The following is a 23441-nucleotide window of genomic DNA, read 5'->3' on the forward strand; positions in this document are numbered from 1 at the left end:
AAAAAATGAACAAATTATTTAAATACGGATTATTAACAGCATTTATTGGATTAGGATTCAGTTGCGGTGATAGTTTTTTAGAAGACCCAGCCCAAAATAGTTCTACTACTTTAACGTCAGTTCAGTTAAGTGATGCTATTGCTGTAGACCCAACTTTATCTTCTGCTCTTATGAGTGGTGTATACGCATTGACTTTTGATACTGGATCAGGAGGTACTGGTGGTCATGATGACTTCGGTATGAAATCTTACGATATTTTCGGAGATATGTTATCTGGAGACATGGCATTAAGCCAAAGTGTATATGGTTGGTATAGAGCATCTATAACAGAATTTGGAGCTACCCAAGACTTTACATTTGGAGATAACAGACAAGTTTGGAGATATTATTATAGAATCATAAATGCTTGTAACCAAGTAATTGATGGGTTAGGTGGAACAGATGTTACACCAGACAATCAAGAAAATAAATATACAATGGGACAAGCGAAAGCTTTAAGAGCTCATTCTTATTTTTATTTAGCACAATTTTATCAAAAAGAGTATGTTGGTTCAGAAGAGATTTTACCAATTTATACTAATTCTGTTGACGAGAATGGTCCTAAAGTGACTGCAGAGGTTATTTATGATTTAATGGAGTCTGATTTAACAGAAGCAATCTCGTTATTAAATGGATTTACAAGAGCTAATAAGACCGAAATAAATCAGAGTGTTGCTCAAGGAATTTATGCTTATGTGTTAGGTGCAAGAGGAACAGATTACCAAAAAGCTTATAATATGGCAACTGCAGCTTTAGCTGGATATCCAATTATGAGTTCTTCAGAGGTTACTGGTGGATTTAACAACGTCGCTACTCCAGGATGGATGTGGGGTGTTGACTTAAATGATGAGATTGGTTTAGGATTAGTATCTTGGTGGGGTCAAATGGATTACTATAGTTATAGTTACCCTGCTTTTGGAGATCACAAAGCAATCGATTCTGGTTTATATGCAGCTATACCTGCAAATGACGTTAGAAAAAATCAATTTTTTAATGATCCAAGTAGAACTGAGCACTTAATGCCATTATTTAAATTTTACGACTCTGATAGAACTAGATATGGTTCCTCTAGAATCGTAAAAGCAGATTACGTTTATATGAGAGTTGCAGAAATGTACTTATTAGCTGCTGAATATGCTTCTAGAATAAACGAAGGAAATGCTAGAACAATGTTAAAAGCTGTTGTATCCAAAAGAGTTCCAGATGCATCTTATATTGATGGTTTATCAGGACAAGCTTTAAAAGATGAAATCTACTTACAGACAAGAATTGAACTTTGGGGTGAGGGTAGAAGTTACTTAGCTATGAAAAGAAACAAAGCAACAGTAACAAGAGGAGACAATCACTTATCTTTTGTAGGCGTTCCAATTCCATACAACGATGAAAGAATGGCTTTTGAAATTCCAGAAGGTGAAATTCAATTTAACCCTTTTATTTCAACTCAAAACGACTAATACAAATTCTTAAAAACAAGAGCATATTCGTATGCTCTTGTTTCTAATTTCAACAATAGATAAAAATGAAAAAATTTACTTATATATTATTGGCATTTATAACTATAGTAACACTAAACAGTTGTGAACAATCAATTGAACCATTAGGAACAAATTATGTAACGTTTGCAGAACCTGAATTTTCTGCAGGAGTAGATGTTGGTGGTTCTACAACGGTTGAAATTCCAGTCTTTACGTCTAACGTATCTGGTTCAGCAAGAACATTTGTTGTAAGTGTAGATGAATCTAGTAACGCAGCCACTGGGTCTTATACAGTACCAACATCAGTGGAAATTCCAGCAAACACAAATAAAGGAATGATTACGGTAAGTTTAACAGATACTAATTTAGGTATTGGAGTAAATAAACTTATTTTAAATTTTGGAGCAGAAGAAGGATTATCTAATGGTGGATCTACTACTATTAGTTACATACAAAACTGTACAGAAGTAACTGGTACTTTAGATATTACATTTGATGCTTATGGAAGTGAAACTTCATGGGAAATTACTGACTCTTTAGGAGGAGTAGTCGTTTCAGGTGGTGGTTATGCAGATGGTGATGTATCTGTTTCAGAACCAATTACATTGTGTTCTGGTAGAGATTATACATTTACATTTAAAGATTCTTTTGGAGATGGTTATGCTTCTCCAGGAATGGCAACATTAACTATTGGAGGAGATGTTAAAGCTACAGTTAGCGGAGACTTTGGTTCTAGTTCTGAGACTGAATTCGATACAAAATAAAAATTTATTTTAAATTAAAACCATCTCTTTTGAGATGGTTTTTTTTTGCTCTTTATTTAGCATACATTTGCAAAATGGAAAAAGACATGACAAACATCTTTGGGATTAGAGCAATTATAGAGTCTATTGAAAGTGGCTCTACAATTAATAAAATTTATCTTCAAAAAGGGTTAAGAGGAGAACTGTTTTTTGAATTAGATAAGTTAATAAAACAAAATAATGTAACCACAAGTATTGTACCTGTTGAAAAATTAAATCGTCTTTCAAAAAATAATAACCATCAAGGTGCTGTTGCACAAATATCTCCAATAGATTTTTACGATTTAGAAAAGTTAATTGAAAAAACAATAGATAATAAAGAAATTCCTTTGTTTTTATTGTTAGATCAAATTTCTGATGTGCGTAACTTTGGAGCGATTATAAGAACAGCAGAATGTACTGGAGTTCACGGAATCATTATTCAAAAAAATGGAAGTGCACCAGTTAACGCAGAAACGATTAAAACTTCTGCAGGAGCAGCATTTAAAATTCCTATATGTAAAGTTGATCATATTAAAGATGCCTTATTTTTATTACAAGCATCAGATATAAAAATTGTTGCAGCTACAGAAAAAACAGAAGATTCTATTTTCGATATTAATTTTAATCAACCTTTGGCAATTGTTATGGGGTCTGAACACAGAGGTGTAAATCCATCTATCTTGAAAATGGTAGACTATAAAGCTAAATTACCTTTATTAGGTGAAATAGCCTCTTTAAACGTTTCTGTTGCATGTGGTGCTTTCTTATATGAAACCGTAAGACAAAGAATATCTGTAAAATAGTATTTATTGTTAACTAATTATTTCTTTCATTCAACTCCTCTTCTATTTCTTCTGGTGGATTAAAATTTCCATTTTCATCAAAAAGTAAATCAAACTCAGTTTCTTTGAATTGATAGTTCTTCTTAACAATTCCTTTTTTTCTATATATAACAGCAAATATAAAACCTGTTACAAAACCAGATAAATGTCCTTCCCAAGACATTCCTTCTTTAATTGGCAAAACATACCATATCATACTTCCATATAAAAAAATGACTACTAAGCTAAGTGCAATCAACCTATAGTAGTGTTTAATAATTCCACTAAAAAAAACAAAACTAAACAATAAGTAAACAATACCACTTGCGCCAATGTGGTAAGAACCATCAGCAATTAACCAAGTAAAAAAACCTGTAAAAAAGCCTCCTAATAGTAATACTTTAAATGAAATATCTCTATAAAAATAAAATAAAGATGATAATAGTACAAAAAGAGGAATGGAATTATTAAATAAGTGCAATGCATCTCCATGAATAAAATGCATTAAAAAAACACCTCTAAACCCTTTTAAAGTCTTCGGAGAAACTCCATACTTGTTAAAATTAAGACCAAAATGAATTTCTATCCAATAAACAAGCCATATAATTACAATAAAAATTATTGGTATTAAAAAGATAGATTTAGAAAAGTTTAATTTTTGCTCATTTTTCATTGTTGTAAAATTATCAAAAATGTAACCAAAACTAAAAAACTACAAATTCTGTCATAAATCTTTATTATTTTTACTTTATGAATGAACCTTTGGCAGAAAGAATAAGACCCAAAACTTTAGAAGATTATATAAGTCAACAACATTTGGTAGGTAAAAATGGTGTTTTAACAAATTTGATAAAACAAGGTATTATTCCTTCCTTAATTTTATGGGGACCTCCTGGAATTGGCAAAACAACTTTAGCAAATATTATTGCAACAGAATCTAAAAGACCTTTTTATACTTTAAGCGCAATAAGTTCTGGTGTTAAAGATGTTAGAGAAGTTATTGAAAAAGCGAAAAAAAGTGGTGGTTTATTTACTGCTAAAAATCCTATTTTATTTATTGATGAAATTCATAGGTTTAGCAAATCTCAGCAAGATTCTTTATTAGGAGCTGTAGAAAAAGGTTGGGTAACGTTGATTGGTGCCACAACCGAAAATCCTAGTTTTGAAGTTATACCAGCACTACTCTCTCGTTGTCAAGTTTATATTTTAAATTCTTTTGATAAAAACGACTTAATTGCGTTGTTAGAAAGGGCTATTAAAAAGGATGAATTTCTAGCATCAAAAAAAATTAAATTAAAAGAAACTGATGCCTTATTACAAGTTTCTAGCGGAGATGCCAGAAAATTATTAAATATTTTTGAGCTATTAGTTTCTACAGAAGATAATATTGAGATTACAAACAAACTTGTTTTAGAAAAAATTCAGAAAAATACGATTCGTTATGATAAAACAGGTGAAAACCATTACGATATTATTTCTGCTTTTATTAAATCAATTCGCGGAAGTGATCCTAACGCAGCAGTTTATTGGTTAGCTAGAATGATTGAAGGTGGTGAAGATGTAAAGTTTATCGCAAGAAGAATGTTAATTTTAGCTTCTGAAGATATTGGAAATGCAAATCCAACTGCACTAATTTTAGCTAACAATACTTTTCAAGCAGTTTCTGTAATTGGTAATCCTGAATCTAGAATTATTTTGAGCCAATGTGCTGTGTATTTAGCCAACTCTACAAAAAGTAATGCCTCATATTTAGCTATTGGTGAAGCTCAAAATATAGTCCGTGTAACAGGTAACCTATCTGTTCCATTACATCTTAGAAATGCTCCAACTAAATTAATGAAAGATTTAGATTATGGAAAAGAATATATGTATTCTCACAATTACGAAAACAACTTTGTAGAACAGGAGTTTTTACCAAGTGAAATTTCTGGCACAAAACTATATGAGCCTGGTAAAAATCAGAGAGAAAATCAATTTAGAGAAACGCTTAAAAACAGATGGAAAAACAAGTATAATTATTAAAATTTTACTTGATATTCTTCCACTATAAGTTTTTCATTAGTATAATATTCAGCAATCCAAACCGTATTTTTTTTATATAAAATTCCGTTTTTATCTTTGATAATAAATACGTCTTTCACGTTCGTATCTAACAATAAGAAAAGTACTTCTGGTTTGGTATTTACTAATTGATATCCATTTTCATTTACTTGAGCATATAAAATATTCGAAGGTATTTTTTTAACACCTGTATCATTCTTTTTAAGTATCTCTTGTGAAACATCAGTATCTATAACTTTAGTTACAACTTGAGGAGTATGAACTTTTACATCTTTTTGAATAACTTTTTCATTTTTAGGCAAAGGTGTATAAACCATTTCGCTCATATTTTTGTGAGCATTTCTTATTGCTAATTGATATGATTTTTTATATTCTTTTTCTCTACTTTCACCAAAACCTGAAGTGTATACAACTTTGTTAAAACAGTCTTTTAGCTGAATTGCTAGTCTTGATTTAAACATTGTAGACTCATCTATAACAGTTGCAAAAAGGGCAGCACATCTGTCTGATTTTAAGTCTTCTGGATATTCTTCTGATTCTAGCAAAACTTCAAAACCATTTTTTTTCAATAAAAATTTGGTAAGTGAACTTGTTTGATATTGATCTTTTTCTTTTACAAAATCAAATTTATCGGAAACAATAATGTATTTATAGTTGTTTATTTCTTTTTGTTGAGAATTGCTGTAAAATGACACAAAAAATACTGCCATTAAAAAAAGAATATTTTTTTTCATTTTAATTAAAAATAAGATTAATTCCTAGTTGAAAAGATGCACTATTTGCCGAAGATAAATCTTCATATTGAATAATATTATCAAATATACCATAAAAATTTATTTTCCAGATTTGAGTAGAAAGTCCGAAACCAATATTGTACGCAGAATAATCATCAACAGTATAGGTTACTTTCGCATGTAAATTTTTTGAAAATGATTTTTCATAAAAACCTGTGAGTGCAAATTGCTGACTTAAAGGCCTGAAAACAGAGTATAATTGAGCTCCTACTGAATTGGTATAAAAATCTTTATAGGTATTGTCATAACAGTATTTGCTTCTTTTTTGACCAAAGCTATATTTTAAAGCCATATTCAATTTTGCGGGTCTCCAAGAAACATACGAATCATTATTTTCTGTTGTTGGCAATTGTTCTTTAAAATTATCATTTAATTCTTGCCAATAATTTCTTGGATTTGCAGAATCAAATTCAAAATTTATTCCTTCAAAAGTAAAACTTCCTTCAGTAACAGTGTTTTTTATATTTTTTGTATGATTCACAAAACCAACATCTAACAAGCTTCCTGAAATTTGTAATTGTTTAGAGATATTATAGCTGAAACCAAAATCTATTCCCAAGCCTAAGCTTCCACCTAAAAAGGTATTTTTTAAATAAGTAGATGGATCGTCTATATATTCATCATTTTGAATTAAACCAGCTGTTTTAAAATTTACATCTATATTATTTAAATAATGAATATAAATATTGTTATTTCCTTCTGCAGTTGTAAATGTTCCTGAATTATTTGTAGACTCGATATTTAAGGCAGATGAATAAATTTTAAACCTACCTCCTAAAGTTAATTTTTCATTTATTTTTTTGGTAACTCCTGCATGAATTACTCCTAAAACATCCATTTTATAGTTTATTTGAGAAACATTAAAACTTGTATTTAGGTAAGCAGCATTCCCTTCATTTAAAAGTGTAATTGCGTCTTTTGGAAAATAGGAAATTGCATCAATTTCTTCATAAAACCCAAAACTAAAGTATACATTATCATTATAACGAAAACCTCCACTTAAAACTTCTATTTGCGAGTTTACTTTTACATAATCGTTTACCTTCAATCTTGATAAAACTGTTGATATTTTATCATTAATTGCCAAACCATCTCTCAAAAAAATATCCGATAAAGTAAAACCTGTGATGCCTACTTCAGATGAAAATCCAGACAATAATGGAACTCCAATATGATATTTGTAATTTGTTTCTATACCTGGGTTTAATAGTAATGTTTGCGGTAGTTCTGCAAAATCGTATAAAACTTGTTTGTTTTGACCTTGTAAGTATAATGCTACAAATAAGAATGGTATTAAAAACTTATATTTCATATTATAAAGAAGTTTCTAAATAAATAGTTCCTGCAGATTTTAAAAATATATTACCAGCATCTGAAGTTGTAAGTGGTATTAACGGATTTTCTAACCTTAACCTTACTTCTATTTTAATGAAGTTTTTTACATTTGGATTTAAAGTAATGTCTATTACTTCAGTTTGTTGAAAATCTCTATCGTTAGCATCAATATTTAAATCTTGTAGTTGGTAAATAGTATTATCATTAGCATCTAACAAGTTAATTTCTAAAACAAAATCACGGTTGATTTCATTGATAATTTCAAATTCAAAATCTAACCGAACTGAATTATTTCTAACAAATGAATTTTGAAAAATTTCAAAATTTGTTTGCTCAGTAATTTCTGTTGAAGGAGGTGACGCAAAAGCTGCAGAATTAATAGAAAAATAAGTTAAAGCAGTTGTGTATGCGGGTCTTGCAGTGTAATCTTCTATTTGATTAAAATCTAAACTTTGAGTACAAGAAAATAAAAATAAAACAGCTAAATAGAGAGAAAGTCTTGTAAATCTAAACATATATAAATTTATTAATTTTAAAACGCAAAAAGTATTATAAATATTGTTTTAACTCTAAAAGTGAGGTAACAGAAAGTATATTTTTATTTGTTGAAATTGTATTATTAAAGTTACAATGTATTGCTTTTAAACCAATATTTAAGGCACCTTGTACGTCTGCTTCTAAACTATCACCAATCATAATTGAACTTTCTTTTGTTGCTTTGGCAGATTCTAGTGCGTAATTAAATATTTTGGGGTTTGGTTTTTTTACACCTACAGAGTCTGAAGTAATTATTTTATCGAAATAATGGTGAATTTTAGAGTTCATCATTTTTTTACTTTGAATTTCTTCGAAACCATTGGTAATTATATGTAACGTATATTTTTCTTTTAAATAATCTAAAAGCTCGAAAGTACCATCAAATAAATGATTAAAATTAGCCAAATTATCAATATATTCTATGGCTATTTTATCAATTAAATCATCTGAAATTGTATAGTTTACAGCATCAAAAGTTTTTTTTAGACGTTCGTACCTCAACGCTTTTTTAGATATTTTTTCTTCTCTGTATAACTTCCAATATTCTAAATTTAAAGGTTTATAAACTTCTAAAAAATCTTGCAGGGTAATAGCTATACCATTGTCTGCAAAAATTTTATGGAAAGTTAATTCAGAATTTTTTTCAAAATCCCAAAGTGTGTGATCTAAGTCAAAAAAAACGTGTTCAATCTTCATTTGCTAAATGTAAAAATTATAAATAAAAAAAAGGATATTAAGTTGTTATATTTGTGAAAACAAATCATTTTTTTGAATAATAAACTTCATATTTTATTTATTTGCGGTTGGTACCCATCTAGGGTTTTACCAACAAATGGCGATTTTATTGAAAGACATGCACTTGCAGTTTCACTAAAACATAAAGTTACTGTTATTCATATAATTACAGATACCAATTGTAAAAATGATATAGAAATAGAAACCAAAAACAATAAAAATTTTACTGTTCATATTGCATATGTAAAACCTCAAAAAAAAGCAATTAATAAAATTAAATTATTTTGGAAAGCATACCAACTTATTTTAAAGAAGGTAAAAAAGTTTGATGTTATTCATTTAAACGAGATATATCCTTTTGGTATTTTAGCAAAATATACTGCAAAAAAACACAAAGTACCTTATTTAATTTCTGAACACTATACTGGTTATTTAAAATCATCAAAAATTAAAATTTCTTTTTTCGAAAAAATTATTTCAAAGATTATCACAAAAAATGCTTCAGCAATTTGTACAGTAAGCAACTACCTATCTACAAATATGCAAAACTTAGGTTTTAAGGGCAATTATGTTACTGTACCAAATGTGGTGGATACAGAAGTTTTTTACCCAAATAAAAAGGCAGAAAATTCATTAAAACTTGTACATGTTTCTAGTCTTAAAAATGAGCATAAAAATATTACAGGAATGTTGCGTGTCGCAAAACTTTTAGAAACTTATTTCGATTATTTTGAGTGGACCTTTATTGGAAATAATGGTGACGAATATTTGCAGTTTTTAAATGATTTAAATATTAAAAAAGGGGAAATTTCTTTTTTAGAACATCAATCACAAAAAAAATTAGCCACACATTTACAATATGCAACTCTTTGTATTTCTTTTAGTAATTACGAAACTTTTGGCATTGTAATTACAGAAGCTATTGCTTGTGGAACACCAGTAATTGCAACAGAAACAGGCGTAGCTTTAGATTTGAAAGAAACCGGTTTTTGTAAAATAATTCCTGTAAAAAATGAAGAAATTTTATTACAAGAAATTCTAAATCACAAAACTACTTTTGCTAATTTAGATGTTTCTAAAATGCATCATTTCATACAACAACAATATAGCAAAGAAGTTATTTCTCATAAATTTTCTTTACTTTACTATCAATCTTTAAAAAAGTAAATTGAACTTAATAACTTCTTACATTTCAAATTTTATAAGTAGAAAAGGAAGCTATGTTTTTTTAGCTACAATTTTCGCTAGAATATTTTCATTTTTAGCTGCTTGGTTTGCATTAAAATTAATACCCAATAAAGAATTAGGAGAAGTACTTTTTGCATATAACATCATAATTTTTATACTTCCAATTAGTGGTTTAGGCTTACACCAAAGCTTTATAAGGTATGGTGCTTTGCTGAAAACAACTGAAGAAAAAAACAGCCTTTTCTTATATGTTTTTAAAAAAGGATTTTGGGTTTCTTTAGTATTAATTGCAATTATTTCTGTGAGTGCTTTTTTTATTGATTTTCAATTTTCGAATACAAAAACATACTTAATATTACTATCATTTATTATAATTCCGTCTTTTCTTTTAGAAATTATTAAAGCTCAACTACGTTTGAGTCACAACAATAAAAGTTTTGCTTATACAGAAATTGCACAAAGTATTATTTTGTTAATTACGGTAATTATTTTAAGTTATTATTTTGCAGAATTTGGGTACGCTATTGCATTGCTTTTATCTCCATTACTTACAGCCTTACTATTTATAAATAAAATAAACATCAATTTTAAATTAAAAACAAAGCTACCTATTACAGATGCTACTTTTTGGAAATACGGTTTTTTTGCAAGTTTATCTAACGTTGTTACTCAATTGCTTTTTGTAATTGATATTTTACTAATTGGTTATTTGCTTGCAGATACAGAAATGGTTACTAATTATAGATATATTTCGTTAATACCTTTTAGCTTATTATTTTTACCACGTGTTTTTATTGCAACCGATTTTGTAGCATTTACTGAAAAAATTTACGATAACATGTATATAAAAAAATACATGAAAAGCTATATGTTACTGTTTTTAATAGTCAGTATTTTTTTAATGTTTCTCTCCTACTTTTTTGGTGAATTTATCTTAAAACTGTTGGACGAAAAATTTGTTGAATATTCAACTACTTTTTTCATATTAATGGTAGGAATTTCTGGAATATTTATGTTTAGAGGACTTTATGGAAACTTATTATCTTCTATAGGAAAAGCACACATTAACTATTACATTGCAACTATTGCTCTGCTTCTAAATATCGTAAGTAACTATTATCTGATTCCTAAATATGGTATAAGAGGTGCAGCAATTACTTCTGCTTTGTTAATGTGGTTTACTGGAATTGCTTCTTATGTTTGGTTTTTATATTTATATAAAAAATTACCTCTTAAATAGTTTTAATAGAATTGGAAGTTTATTATATTTTATATGTTGATACTTTTTAGTTTCTGCATTAAAACTTAAAAAATATTTTGCGATGGTTTGTATTGAAGAACCTCCAAAATTAAAAACTTTATAATTTTTTTCGAATTTAAATATTGCGCGATCTATCAAAAATGTATTCGCACCATTATTTCTATTTTTAAAATCTGTTGATGATATTAAAATAGTAACAACATTATTGTGTTTTAGAAAGAAACCAGATGCTACTAACAAATTTTTATGGTCGTAGATGGATAAAATTTCTCCAACATTGTTTTGCAAACATGCTCTTATCAATTTATTTAAAATAAGGTAATCACTTTCCACAATATTAGGTGTTCTTGTACCTACATTTTCCTTAAAAAGCGAAATTAAGTTTTCAGGATTATCATTCCATTTTTCTGTCAAATCTAATTTTAAGGCTTTTTTTAAATCTTTCTTTCTATCTTTTCTATAATTATTAAAAAGTGTGTTATAATCTTTATCAAGATTTAATATCTGCATTGTCTTTTGTTGCAGATACTGTTGATTTAAAGTGATATTATTATCACTATTCAACCTACTATCAACAAACTTAAATTCTTTAAAAAGATGCTTTAAAAAAGTATTTGTATCTAGATTATGGTCTAATGAAAAAATACCCAGCTCTAAAACCCAAAATGGTGGATACATATACTTTATTCCAAATTTCTTTCGCCAAGGAATGGGCATTACAGCTTTGTAATCATCCAAAACAAGAACGTCCCAATTATCTGCTACAATATCTAAATACCAAGAAAAGCCGTAAATTCTAGATTGAATGGAGTTTTCAATACAAGTATCATATTTTAAAACGTCTAAGTTTTTTCGCTTTATATACTGTATCATTCTTTAGTTTGTCGCAATTTTTATCATGGATTCGTATAATCGTTTCCAACCTTTCCAACGTAAATAGTCGCTTAACGTTTCATTATGAAAAAGTGTGATAAAAACACCGTTTACAGCTTTTACTTCATTTCTTAAATCTCTAATTTTTCCTAAAGATTGTTTTGGAGTCACTTTTAAATAATCATTTAAAGTTGTGTCCATCAATGCGAAAGGAAAAACTTTTAAAGGTGTTTGTATTTCAAAATCTAAATCGTAAAAATAAAATGGTATACAGGTACTTGCTCTAAAACCAACGTTACTTGCATAACCCATAGAGTAATCTTCTTCTATTTCTAGATCTATTAATTGCTGATAGCTTTCTGGCAGATTAAAACGTAAATAATGTTGCCTTGATCTTAAAACAGGCATGTTTGTTATACCTTCTAATCGTTGTTTTTCTTTTTTGAGAATAAGTGGATTTTGCATGGTGAAATAAGAAGGATGCAAACCTACTCTAGCATAATCTACCAATTCTTTAATTTGTAGTCTGTATTTTGTTTTTGAAGCAGAAACATTTGTATCAAAAGTGTTGTAATTTCCTACGGTACAGAAAAAAACTGTTCTTACGTCGTATTGTTTTTTTATTCTTAGTATTTCTTTAAAAGTATCATAAGGATCTTTTTTAATTCGGGTAACTACAGCAAATCTATTCCAAACATTTAGCAGTCTAAACTTAAAAAAGTCGTTAAAAAATCCACCTAAAGTTCTCACCAAACTTTTGTGTTTATATGCATATGCATTATCAATATCTATTGTAGAAATGTATTGGTACTTTCTGCTCTTACATTCGTAATCTGGAAATTTTTCTTTAAAAATAGCAAGCAGTTTATAGGTCCAAATATCTACAACTGGTTTTTCTAAAAAGTTATTTTTAAAAGCCAAACTTTGGTCGGCAGTATATCTTCCATGAATATCTTTTACATGAGGTAAATACTCTTCATATCTAGTGATTAAATAAAAGCTTGCCGCAAAAATATCGAAAGGAATAACTGATTTACCTCCAGCAGCAAAAAAACAAGGAACTTCTTCCCAATTTTGGATATTAATTTCTAAATCGTTCACACCTTGCTCAAATAGTAAATCATTACTTTTTATAAAAAATTCGTTTCCTAAAGGTGTTTTTGTGTACGATATTTTAGGTCCGTTATGAGCAACAAACTCTTCAACTTTAGAGGTAAAACCAACAGGAATTAAAAGAATTCGTGTAAATATATGTTTAAAAATATAACGAACTCTAGGTGTAATTTTATGTGTATAAACTAATATCATTTATGTTAATTTAGTTGTAACAGTTGTAACTAAAAGCTATCAATTTGCTAAAATGTTACAGTTGTAAACTGAGTGCTAAAGTATCCCTTCATCTGCAAAGCTAAAATAATCTTTTTGGGTAATAATTAAATGGTCTAACAGTTTTATATCTAAAGTAACACCAGCTTGTTTTATTTTTTCTGTTAATTGTTTATCTGCACTACTTGGGTTTATTTTTCCTGAAGGATGATTGTGACAAACAATAATTGCCACAGAAGCTAATTCTAAAGCACGCTTAAACAGCAAACGTACATCTACAATGGTTGCAGTTAAACCACCTTTACTTACTTGAGTTTTGGTAATTACTTTATTAGAATTATTCATAAAAAGTACCCAAAACTCTTCGTGTTCTAAATCTCCGATTATCGATTGCATTAGGTTTGCAACATCTTTACTACTGGTAATTTTTGGTTTTTCCAATGCAACTTCTAATTGCCTTCTTTTACCTAATTCTAAGGCTGTTATGATGGCAATTGCTTTGGCTTCTCCAATACCCTTAAATTCCATTAATTTTTCTACAGATAGTTTTGCGAGTTCATTAATATTTCCGTTTACAGATTTTAATATTCTTTTGGATAATGCCACAGCACTTTCTTCTCTGTTTCCTGAACCAATTAAAATAGCAATCAACTCAGCATCAGATAGTGATGTTTTTCCTTTCGCTATTAATTTTTCTCTTGGTCTATCATCTAAAGCCCAAGATTTAATAGTTAATTTTTCCATACAATTTGTTTTGTATAAATGTACAAAATAGGAAACGAACCTCGAAAACTGAATTTATGCATTACTTTTTTCAAAATTTAAAAAACAAAGCTATAATTAAAAAGTATTTCTATTGTTTCGTATCTTTGTACCCTATTCTGTAAATTTTTATATGAAAATTATTATAGCAGGTGCTGGAGATGTTGGTTTTCATTTGGCAAAACTACTTTCTTACGAATCTCAAGACACGTATATTATAGATTTTGACGCTGAAAAGTTAAACTATATTAATAATCACTTAGATGTAATCACACAAAGAGGTGATGCTACTTCTATAAAATTATTAAAAGAAATTGGCATTGATTCTGCAGACTTATTAATTGCAGTTACAGAAAGCCAAAACACCAATTTTACAATTTCTGTAATTGGTAAATCTTTAGGGGCAAAAAAAACAATAGCTAGAATTGACAATCCTGAATTTTTAGAAGATTGTGAAGTAGATTTTTCTAAATTCGGTTTAGATTTTATGATTTCTCCACAAGAATTAGCTGCAAATGAAATTAAAATGTTGTTAAATCAATCTTCATTTAACGACACTGTTGCCTTTGAAAGCGGTATTTTTAATGTAATGGGAACCTCGCTAACTTACAAATCGCCTTTGGTAGATTTGTCTGTAAAAGAAGCCAAACAAAAATTTAGTAATATCGATTTTATTACCATTGCTATTAAAAGAGAAAATGTTGCTCAAACTATTATTCCTAGAGGAGATGTTAAATATGAATTAAACGATCAAGTATATTTTTCTGTTCCTAATTACAGTATGAAAGATTTGTATCCAATTATTGGAAAAAAACAATTCAACATAAAAAATGTTATGATTTTAGGAGGCAGTAGTATTGGTGAGAAAACTGCTAGAAATTTATGTAAAGACAATTTTAGCGTTAAACTGATTGAAAAAAATAGAGAAAAAGCCGAAATTTTAGCCGAAGATTTAAGCAACACCTTAGTAATTAATGGTGATGGTAGAGATTTAGAACTTTTAGAAGAAGAAAACATTAGAGAAACTGACGCTTTTATAGCTGTTACTGGAAATTCTGAAACCAATATTATGTCTTGTTTGGTGGCGAAATCAAAAGGTGTTAAAAAAACAATTGCCTTGGTAGAAAACATGGATTATATTGATATTTCTCAAACCATTGGAATTGAATCTTTAATAAATAAAAAATTAATTGCAGCGAGTAATATTTTTAGACATATTCGTAAAGGTGAAATTTTAGCTCTGGCAAATTTACATAATATAGATGCTGAAGTTTTTGAGTTTGAAGTAAGACCAAATGCAAAAGTAACTCACAAACCAATTAAAGACCTAAACTTTCCAAGAGAAGCCGTATTTGGTGGTATCATTAGAGATGGCAAGCCATTGATGTCTTTTGGGGGTATGCAAATACAAAATGGAGACAAGGTGATTGTATTTTGTCTTCCAGAAGCAATTAGTACAGTAGAAGGACTTTTCAAATAAATGAGCACTTTAAACACAAAAATTATTTTTCGCTTTTTAGGAATAACAGCCATTTTAAATGGTTTATTCATGTTTATTGCAGTTCCTTTTAGTGTGTATTACAATGAACCCGAAAAATGGGGTATTTTAAATGCAGGTATCATTACCGTTTTTATAGGCGTATTACTATACATTGTAAACAAACCAAAACATACAAACATTCATAAAAAAGAAGGGTATTTAATTGTAACATTAGGTTGGTTAATACTTTCATTTACAGGAATGTTACCTTATTTATTATCTGGAGCAATACCAAGTGTTACCAACGCTTTTTTTGAAACTATTTCTGGATATTCAACTACAGGTTCTTCCATATTAACAGACATTGACAATATGCCAAAAGGAATTTTATTTTGGCGTAGTGCAACACATTGGATTGGTGGAATGGGAATTATCGTATTAACCATAGCCATTTTACCTCTTTTAGGTATTGGAGGTATGCAACTTTTCATGGCAGAAGCTCCAGGACCATCTGCAGACAAATTGCACCCTAGAATAACTGATACCGCAAAAAGATTGTATTTAATTTATGTTGTACTTACGTTAACTGAATTTTTCTTATTAAAAATCGCAGGTATGACTTGGTTTGATGCAATTAATCATGCAATGGCAACAATGAGTACTGGCGGCTTTTCTACAAAGTCAGATAGTATTGCGTTTTACAATGGAAAACCATTAATACAATACATTATAATTGCATTTATGTTTGTTGCTGGAACCAATTTTGTACTTACCTATTTTGCTTTAAAAGGTAAAATTCAAAAGGTTTTTAAAAGTGAAGAATTTAAATATTATTTATTTGGTATTATTGGAGTTAGCTCAATTATAGCTATTATCATTATCTTTTTTCAAGATCCAAATTTAGAAAGTGTTTTGGCACACCCAAAAGTATTAGGAGAAACAGAAAGTGCGATAAGACATTCATTATTTATGGTTACCTCTGTTGTTACAACTACAGGTTTTGTGACTGCCGATTTTACCATGTGGAACTTTTTTGCAACTGGTATTTTCTTCGCTTTATTTTTTACAGGAGGTTCTGCAGGTTCTACAAGTGGAGGAGTAAAAGTTGTAAGACACATAATCATGTTAAAAAACAGCTTTTTAGAATTCAAAAAAACATTACACCCAAATGCCATAATTCCTGTGAGGTATGATGGTAAAACAGTAAATCAAACTATTGTATTTAATATCTTATCATTCTTTATTATTTACATGTTAATTTTTATAATTTCTTCGGTAATTTTAACATTATTTGGTTTAGATTTTATGTCTGCAATTGGTGCAGCAGCATCTTCTTTAGGTAATATTGGACCCGCAATTGGGTCTGTAAGTCCTATTGATAATTTTGCACATTTAACAAACTCTGCAAAATGGTTCTGTTCTTTTTTAATGCTAATTGGTAGGTTAGAGTTATTTACAGTACTTATTTTATTTACTCCATTTTTTTGGCGTAAAAATTAATCGTAGATTATATACATATTATCTTATTGTTAATTAGCCTTTTGTGCTTTTATTTAATAAAATTTTTAGTATTTTTAAGCTTCTAAAAATTAACTTATGAAACACAAATACTTTTTTAAAACTATAGCAATTCTATTTGCTAGTTTATTTTTTAATAATTCATTTGCACAATCTACTGGTGATATAGCTTTTGTTGGTTTTAATGCAGATGGAGATAGAGATTTCGCTATAGTTGCCTTAGCAGATATCGCTGCAAATTCAACAATATATTTTACTGATGATGAAACTGATGGTGTAGGTGGTTTAGCTGGTAGCGAAGGAACAATAACCTGGTCAACAGGAGCTAACACAATAAAAGCCGGTAAAATAATTATTTTTACTGATACTGATAGTGATGCAAACCCTTTGTTTGGAGCTTCAGTAGGTAGTATTACAAGATCAGGGAGTTTTACAATCTCTGCATCTAAAGATGGCTTGATAGCTTTCACTGGAACTGATGAAAACACACCAACCAATTTCTTAACTGCAATGCAAATTGGAAACGACAGTAATGAACTTGGTCCTTTTGATGGTGATGGAAAAACATTGTCAGGAACAGGTTTGAATACTGACAACACAATTGTAGTTTTAGATGCAGTTGCATCACCAGATGGAGCTGTATATATTGGTTCACGTTCAAATCAAACTTCATTTAGTATTTATCAGACTGAATTGGTAAATGAAGCTACTAACTGGAATACACTAGCCTCAACTAGTGATGGTGAAACTCTTTTACCTTTCTCTCAAGAAGCATTTACTATAAACACAACTAATTGGACTGGTACTACAAATAGCGATTGGAGTATATCTGGAAACTGGGATAATGGTGTACCAACTTCAAGTTCTTTAGTTTCAATACCAGAAGTAACAAACGCTCCAGAAATAACAACAAGTATAGATGCAACAGTAGGTAATTTATCTATTACAGAAGCAGATGGCTTATCTGTTTTAGGTGGTTCTTTAACAATCTCTGGAAATCTTACAATTAATACTGGTAGTTCTTTATACTTAGAATCAACTATTACTGGTGCAAACACAATTGATGCTGCTTCAGTAATTTTAGGAGGAACATATACTTCTGACGCCAATCAATTTTTCTATTTTACAGAAACTTTTAATGATAATACTTCTGGATGGACATTAATTTCATCACCAACTAATGGAGAAGTTATAGATGGTGGAGCTACAGGTTTTGCAGGATTTAATGCTTTACAAACAAACGGAACAAATTATGGAATAGCTCCTTATGACAATGCAGTAATTGCAGCAAATAGATGGGACTATTATACAACTACCGAAATTGCAGCTACAAATAATGTGGTTATGACAAGTGGAAAAGGATATTCTGTGCTCCCAAATTCTGCTTTAAATGCAGATACAGCTAAGGGAAAGCTTGGTTTTAAAGGTGCAGTAACAACAACAGACGTAGCTATAGCAATAACAGACAATAGTGGTGGTGTTGGTAATGATTTCAATCTAATTGGAAATCCTTTTCCATCATTTATTCCTTTTAATACAACAGCAAATGCCACAAATTTATTAACTGCAAATACTGGTGAATTAGCAGAAGAAACTATTTGGTTGTGGGATAAAGCTACTAGTACTTATATTACTGTAAACCAAACAACAACAGTAGGTACAGGTACAAATCAAAGACCGTCTTTATATATTGCACCAACTCAAGGTTTTTTCGTGAAAGCTAAAACTGGAGGTGGTACTTTTAGTTTTACAGAAAGTATGCAAAGTCATCAAAATAGCGGAACATATAACAAAGTACAAAATACTAGACCCGAAATTGAATTGAATATTACTCAAAATGAAGTATCTAAAAAAACAGTAGTGTATTACTATGAAAACAAAACTACAGATTTTGATAATGGATATGATAGTTCTATTTTTGGTGGTGTAAATACTTCCTTTTCTTTGTATACGAAATTGGTTTCTGGCTCTCAAGAAAAGAATTTAGCAATTCAATCGTTACCAAATTCAAATTATGAAACAATGGTAATTCCAGTAGGTATAAAAGCAGTTGCTGATAGTGAATTAACATTTTCTGCAAATTCATTAAACTTCCCTAACAATATTAAAGTATTTTTAGAAGATAGATTAACAAATACATATACACGTTTAGATGAACCTAATAGTAAATACACCATTACTCCAAAAGAAAACTTAAATGGTACAGGAAGGTTTTACTTACATACAAAATCTTCTTCTGTTTTAAATACAGATTCAGAATTTTTAAGCAATGTAAATATTTTCAACACAAATAATAGTCTTAAAATTGTAGGTTTAAATCAAGGAAAAGCAAGTTTATCTTTATTTAATATATTAGGTAAAAAAGTAATGGACACTTCTTTTGAATCAACTACTTCTAATACTATTAGTTTACCTAATTTATCAACAGGAGTTTACATTGTAAAACTTCAAACGTTAGAAGGTAAGATTACTAAGAAAATAGTTTTAGAATAGTTTCACAAGATTTAAAAACATACAATATGAAAAAACAAACCGAAAAAAACGAAAATATCTCTCGTAAAGATGCCATTAAAAAAATTGGTAATTACGGTAAATATGCTGCACTAACAGCGCTTGGAACATACATGATTTTAAATCCACAAAAAGCTCAGGCACAAAGTCCTGAAGCACCAGGAACTGGATTTTAAAATATGAAACATCTTTTTTAAAAACGTCTCGATTTTTTTCGAGACGTTTTTTGTTTTAAATATTATAGAAAATACCTACATTTATTTTTTATGAAAAAAAAATCTCATTTTTTATATCAAACCTTAGAAAACAAGACTGTAGTCTGGTTTGAAAACAACAACGAATACCTAGTACTAGAAAACACTACTGCAGATATTTTAAAAAGATTAAGCAAAGGTATTTCTGTTAAAGAAATTGCCAGTGCTTTAGCTAAAAAGCTATCAGTACCATTAGAAAAAACTATTGATTTTGTTTTAGATATTGAAAAAGATATTTATGCTAAAAAAAACATAGAAAACACATCTATAACTAATGATTATAGAGATATTCTAAAACCAAAAAATTTTGAATATACAAAGTACTACAAAATAAATAATCTGGTATTTAAAGTTGAGTTTTCGTCTGAATACGAATTGTATTTGGTGCATCCTAAATTTGCTCATTTAGAGGTTCAAACAACTAAAACTGTTTCACATACATTTGCTGTTTTTTTAAACAATAATTTTATTTTCTTTTATGTAGATAAAGATTTTATTGGAGCTTGGAATAAAAAAGAAGTTCATTACTTTCAGGGGAAATTTTCTATGGAATTAATTCAAAAAATTCATCAAAAAGAAGAAAGTGAATGGATGGGTGTTTTTCATGCTTCTGCAGTTTCTAATGGTGAAAAATGTATCTTATTTTTAGGCGATTCAGGTAATGGTAAAAGCACTTCTTTAGCACTTTTACAAGCCAATAATTTTACTTGTTTAGCTGACGATTTTGTTCCAATTGATGCTAGTAAGAAAGAAGTTTATAGTTTTCCTGCTGCTATTTCTATAAAAAAAAACAGCTTAGAAATTCTACTTCCACTTTATCCAGAACTACAAAACTCTGCAGAGTATCATTTTAAAAGACTAAATAAAATTGTACGTTATTTACAGCCAAATAATGATGATTTTTTTTCACACTTACCTTGTGAAGATTTAGTTTTTATCAAATATCAAAAAGATGCAGATTTAATCTGCGAAAAAATTTCAAAAATTGAAGCTTTTCAGCAGTTAGTTCCAGATTCGTGGTTATCACCAATAAAAGAAAATGCACAATTGTTTTTAAATTGGTTTAAAAGTTTAAATTGTTATCAAATTACTTATTCAAACAACTCTAAAATGATTGCTACAGTTTCTAAAATATTTAAAAATGAATTATAAAGAAACTCTTTTTTTTGTTGCTAAATGTTTGACAATTTCTTTAGAAGAGAAAAACAGAATAGAAATTGAACAACAATTAAAAAAACAGGAAATAGACTGGGAGTCTGTTGTAAAATTAAGTACAGAACACTACGTGTTTCCTGCATTGTATTGCAATTTAAAAAGAGTAGATTTCCTTAAATATTTACCAGAAGATTTGGTAGAATACATGAATCATATCACCACACTTAATCGTGAAAGAAATGAACAAATTATTAAGCAGGCAAAAGAAATAAATCAACTGTTACTTGATAACAACATCACTCCTATTTTTTTAAAAGGTACAGGTAACTTGTTAGAAGGTTTGTATGAAGATATTGCAGAAAGAATGGTAGGTGATATTGACTTTATTGTTTCAAAAGACAACTACCTTAAAACTATTCAAATTATTGAAAGTGATAATTACTCTGTAGTTACAGAGGAAGAATATAGTTTTCCGCAATTTAAACATTACAATAGGTTACAAAAAAAAGACAATATTGCTGCTGTAGAAATTCATAAAGAATTATTAATTGAAAAATTTGCAGATGAATTTAATTACGAATTGGTTAAAACTGATAGTCAAACAATACATAATGTTAATGTATTAAGTTTTGCCAACCAATTATCGTTATCAATCATTGCTAAACAAATTAACGACGCTGGAATTCATTATAAAAATATGGCATTAAGAAATGCCTATGATGTTTTTTTACTATCCAAAAAAACCAAAGCTATAGATGCTTTCTCTAAATTTGATACTCTAAAAAATCCTTTAAATTGTTTTTTGGCAAGTTGTTATGAAGTTTTTGGAAAAGTAGCATCACTAAATTATGAACATTCGGAAGATGTATTTAATTATCTCAAAAAATTCAACACGCAAATTTCTGATATTCAAAAATTAAACACTACTCGCAAAAAGGCTGCTTTTCGAGTATTTATAAAAGCAAGATTAAATATTATTAAAAAAGCTTTTTTTGATAAGGCATATAGAAATTGGTTGCTAAAAAGAATCACTGATAAAAATTGGCAACAAGAAAAACTTATTCAGCTAAAGCTTAAAAAGCCTAAACCAAACGCTTAACTTCTTCAAAATCTAAGCCTCCATAATTTCCAGAACTCATTAGTAACAAAGCAGTATTTTCTAAGTTTTGTGAGAGTAAAAAATCTTTAAATTCTTGCGAATTTGTGTAAATAATCAAATCATCTCTTTTAAAAGCTGTTGCTATTTGCTCTTTTGTAACTTCTTCTAACTGTTTAATTTTAACAGCATGAGGTGAATAAAAAACAACTGCTTTATCTGCAAATTCCAATGCACCTTTATATTCTGCTAAAAACTCCGCATTTAAACTAGAGTATGTATGCAACTCTAAACAAGCCAAAACTGTTCTTTTTTCATATTGGTTTTTAACAGCTTTAGTAGTTGCTGCTACTTTACTAGGTGAGTGAGCAAAATCTTTAAAAATTACTGTAGAATTTGTTTCTGCAATTTTTTCTAAACGTTTGCTTGCGCCTTTAAAACTTGCTATTGCCTCATAAAAATCGTCTTCATCAATTCCCATATGCTGACAAACCCATTTTGCTCCAGCTAAATTTTGTAAATTATGCTTTCCAAAAATTTCTAAAGGCAAATTACCTTCTGCAGTTTCTAAGTAAGTAATTCCGTTTTCTATAAAATGAGTTGGCGTTTTGTATGGATATTTTTTAATATGATTTACAGAAGACTCTACTACATCTTTCACATCAGCATCTTCTTCATTATAAATCATTGAACCTCCATTTATCATAGAATCTGTAAAAATTCTAAATTGTTTGGTATAATTTTCAAAAGTTGGAAAAACATTGATGTGATCCCAAGCAATTCCACTTAACAACGCAATATTTGGTTTGTACAAATGAAATTTAGGGCGCATATCTATTGGCGAACTTAAATACTCATCACCTTCTAAAACAATAAAATCATTTTCTTCAGTTAAATGTACCATCGTTTCAAAGCCATCTAATTGTGCTCCTACCATATAATCTACTTCTTTTTCATGATAATTTAGCACATGTAAAATCATAGAAGTAATCGTCGTTTTTCCATGAGAACCTCCAATTACAACTCTCGTTTTATCTTTTGATTGTTCGTATAAAAACTCTGGATAAGAATAAATTTTTAAGCCCAAGTCTTGTGCTTTTAACAATTCAGGATTGTCAATCTTAGCATGCATCCCCAATATAATAACATCTATGTTAGAGTTTATTTTCTCTGGAAACCAACCAAACTCTTTAGGCAGTAAACCATACTTTTCTAAACGAGATTTAGATGGGTTATGTATTGTATCATCACTTCCTGAAACTTGGTATCCTTTTTGGTGTAAAGCAATTGCAAGATTGTGCATTGCGCTTCCACCAATGGCAATAAAATGAATATTCATTTAACAAAATTTTAAAAAGTAAAAATACAAAAGCTTTAAACAAAATATAGTAATTTACAACGAAACTCAGTTAAAAATTAGTTTTACGTGCCAAAA

General features: G+C 29.0%; 21 protein-coding genes. 12 read left to right on the forward strand and 9 right to left on the reverse strand.

All coding sequences use genetic code 11. From position 1 onward, the window contains the following. Positions 1-5 precede the first annotated feature (5 nt). From FDT66_RS10225 to rlmB, 3 genes are all read left to right on the forward strand, one after another. Positions 6-1493, forward strand: coding sequence for a RagB/SusD family nutrient uptake outer membrane protein (locus FDT66_RS10225; RefSeq protein ID WP_138536175.1), 1488 nt, complete (start codon positions 6-8; stop codon positions 1491-1493). A 65-nt stretch (positions 1494-1558) separates the two neighbouring features. Beyond that, a complete protein-coding gene (locus tag FDT66_RS10230; RefSeq protein WP_138536177.1) occupies positions 1559-2278 on the forward strand; it encodes a hypothetical protein in 720 nt (239 codons plus the stop codon). 74 nt (positions 2279-2352) lie between these two features. Further along, positions 2353-3102 carry a 23S rRNA (guanosine(2251)-2'-O)-methyltransferase RlmB gene (gene rlmB / locus FDT66_RS10235; protein WP_171032366.1) on the forward strand — a complete coding sequence of 250 codons (750 nt, stop codon included), beginning with the start codon at positions 2353-2355 and terminating at the stop codon, positions 3100-3102. Between the two features lie 13 nt (positions 3103-3115). Here the strand turns inward: rlmB and FDT66_RS10240 are convergent, their stop codons facing one another. Beyond that, the gene (locus FDT66_RS10240; RefSeq protein ID WP_138536179.1) at positions 3116-3793 is read right to left on the reverse strand and encodes a rhomboid family intramembrane serine protease; all 678 of its coding nucleotides are present in this window, start codon (positions 3791-3793) and stop codon (positions 3116-3118) included. 77 nt (positions 3794-3870) lie between these two features. Between FDT66_RS10240 and FDT66_RS10245 the strand changes: the two genes are divergently transcribed. Then, on the forward strand, positions 3871-5142 hold the full coding sequence (locus FDT66_RS10245; protein ID WP_138536181.1) for a replication-associated recombination protein A: 1272 nt from the start codon (positions 3871-3873) through the stop codon (positions 5140-5142). Here the strand turns inward: FDT66_RS10245 and FDT66_RS10250 are convergent. Genes FDT66_RS10250 through FDT66_RS10265 form a run of 4 tightly spaced genes read right to left on the reverse strand, consistent with a single transcriptional unit; the run spans position 5139 to position 8543 of the window. Next, positions 5139-5915, reverse strand: a complete 777-nt coding sequence (locus FDT66_RS10250) for a hypothetical protein (protein WP_138536183.1) — start codon at positions 5913-5915, stop codon at positions 5139-5141. The genes FDT66_RS10245 and FDT66_RS10250 overlap by 4 nt on opposite strands. Position 5916: 1 nt before the next feature. Further along, positions 5917-7287 carry a DUF5723 family protein gene (locus FDT66_RS10255; protein WP_138536185.1) on the reverse strand — a complete coding sequence of 457 codons (1371 nt, stop codon included), beginning with the start codon at positions 7285-7287 and terminating at the stop codon, positions 5917-5919. 1 nt (position 7288) lies between these two features. Beyond that, complete coding sequence (locus FDT66_RS10260; RefSeq protein ID WP_138536187.1) at positions 7289-7825, reverse strand: hypothetical protein; 537 nt, start codon at positions 7823-7825, stop codon at positions 7289-7291. A gap of 34 nt (positions 7826-7859) precedes the next feature. After that, a complete protein-coding gene (locus FDT66_RS10265) occupies positions 7860-8543 on the reverse strand; it encodes a YjjG family noncanonical pyrimidine nucleotidase (RefSeq protein WP_138536189.1) in 684 nt (227 codons plus the stop codon). A 72-nt stretch (positions 8544-8615) separates the two neighbouring features. Here FDT66_RS10265 and FDT66_RS10270 point away from each other — a divergent pair, with 72 nt between their 5' ends. Then, complete coding sequence (locus FDT66_RS10270; protein WP_138536191.1) at positions 8616-9749, forward strand: glycosyltransferase family 4 protein; 1134 nt, start codon at positions 8616-8618, stop codon at positions 9747-9749. Position 9750: 1 nt separating this feature from the next. Beyond that, positions 9751-11010 (forward strand): MATE family efflux transporter, encoded by a 1260-nt coding sequence (locus tag FDT66_RS10275; RefSeq protein WP_138536193.1) that lies wholly within the window; start codon positions 9751-9753, stop codon positions 11008-11010. Here FDT66_RS10275 and FDT66_RS10280 read toward each other — a convergent pair. The 3 genes from FDT66_RS10280 to radC all read right to left on the reverse strand — a co-directional run bounded on the left by FDT66_RS10280 (position 10996) and on the right by radC (position 13974). Continuing rightward, positions 10996-11904 carry a hypothetical protein gene (locus FDT66_RS10280; RefSeq protein ID WP_138536195.1) on the reverse strand — a complete coding sequence of 303 codons (909 nt, stop codon included), beginning with the start codon at positions 11902-11904 and terminating at the stop codon, positions 10996-10998. The genes FDT66_RS10275 and FDT66_RS10280 overlap by 15 nt on opposite strands. Before the next feature lie 3 nt (positions 11905-11907). Beyond that, the gene (locus tag FDT66_RS10285) at positions 11908-13212 is read right to left on the reverse strand and encodes a polysaccharide deacetylase family protein (RefSeq protein ID WP_138536196.1); all 1305 of its coding nucleotides are present in this window, start codon (positions 13210-13212) and stop codon (positions 11908-11910) included. A 75-nt stretch (positions 13213-13287) separates the two neighbouring features. Further along, positions 13288-13974, reverse strand: coding sequence for a RadC family protein (gene radC / locus FDT66_RS10290; RefSeq protein WP_138536198.1), 687 nt, complete (start codon positions 13972-13974; stop codon positions 13288-13290). A 151-nt stretch (positions 13975-14125) separates the two neighbouring features. On the opposite strand from radC, the gene trkA reads away from it, so the two are divergent. From trkA to FDT66_RS10315, 6 genes are all read left to right on the forward strand, one after another. Next, entirely contained in the window at positions 14126-15472 is a 1347-nt protein-coding gene (trkA, locus tag FDT66_RS10295) for a Trk system potassium transporter TrkA (RefSeq protein ID WP_138536200.1), read from the forward strand. Beyond that, entirely contained in the window at positions 15473-16972 is a 1500-nt protein-coding gene (locus FDT66_RS10300; RefSeq protein ID WP_138536202.1) for a TrkH family potassium uptake protein, read from the forward strand. Between the two features lie 96 nt (positions 16973-17068). Then, the gene (locus FDT66_RS10305; protein ID WP_138536204.1) at positions 17069-19483 is read left to right on the forward strand and encodes a T9SS type A sorting domain-containing protein; all 2415 of its coding nucleotides are present in this window, start codon (positions 17069-17071) and stop codon (positions 19481-19483) included. 26 nt (positions 19484-19509) lie between these two features. Next, positions 19510-19677 (forward strand): hypothetical protein, encoded by a 168-nt coding sequence (locus FDT66_RS14045; RefSeq protein ID WP_171032367.1) that lies wholly within the window; start codon positions 19510-19512, stop codon positions 19675-19677. A gap of 90 nt (positions 19678-19767) precedes the next feature. After that, positions 19768-20907, forward strand: a complete 1140-nt coding sequence (locus FDT66_RS10310) for a phosphoenolpyruvate carboxykinase (ATP) (protein WP_138536206.1) — start codon at positions 19768-19770, stop codon at positions 20905-20907. After that, positions 20897-22009: a nucleotidyltransferase domain-containing protein gene (locus FDT66_RS10315; protein ID WP_138536208.1), complete on the forward strand. Its 1113-nt coding sequence runs from the start codon at positions 20897-20899 to the stop codon at positions 22007-22009. Before FDT66_RS10310 ends, FDT66_RS10315 begins: the two co-directional genes overlap by 11 nt. Here the strand turns inward: FDT66_RS10315 and FDT66_RS10320 are convergent. Beyond that, complete coding sequence (locus tag FDT66_RS10320; RefSeq protein ID WP_138536210.1) at positions 21993-23345, reverse strand: UDP-N-acetylmuramate--L-alanine ligase; 1353 nt, start codon at positions 23343-23345, stop codon at positions 21993-21995. The two genes, FDT66_RS10315 and FDT66_RS10320, sit on opposite strands and share 17 nt — an antisense overlap. Positions 23346-23441: the final 96 nt, after the last annotated feature.

Origin of the sequence: Polaribacter aestuariivivens, from assembly GCF_005885675.1 — a bacterium.
GTDB classification, from domain to species: domain Bacteria; phylum Bacteroidota; class Bacteroidia; order Flavobacteriales; family Flavobacteriaceae; genus Polaribacter; species Polaribacter aestuariivivens.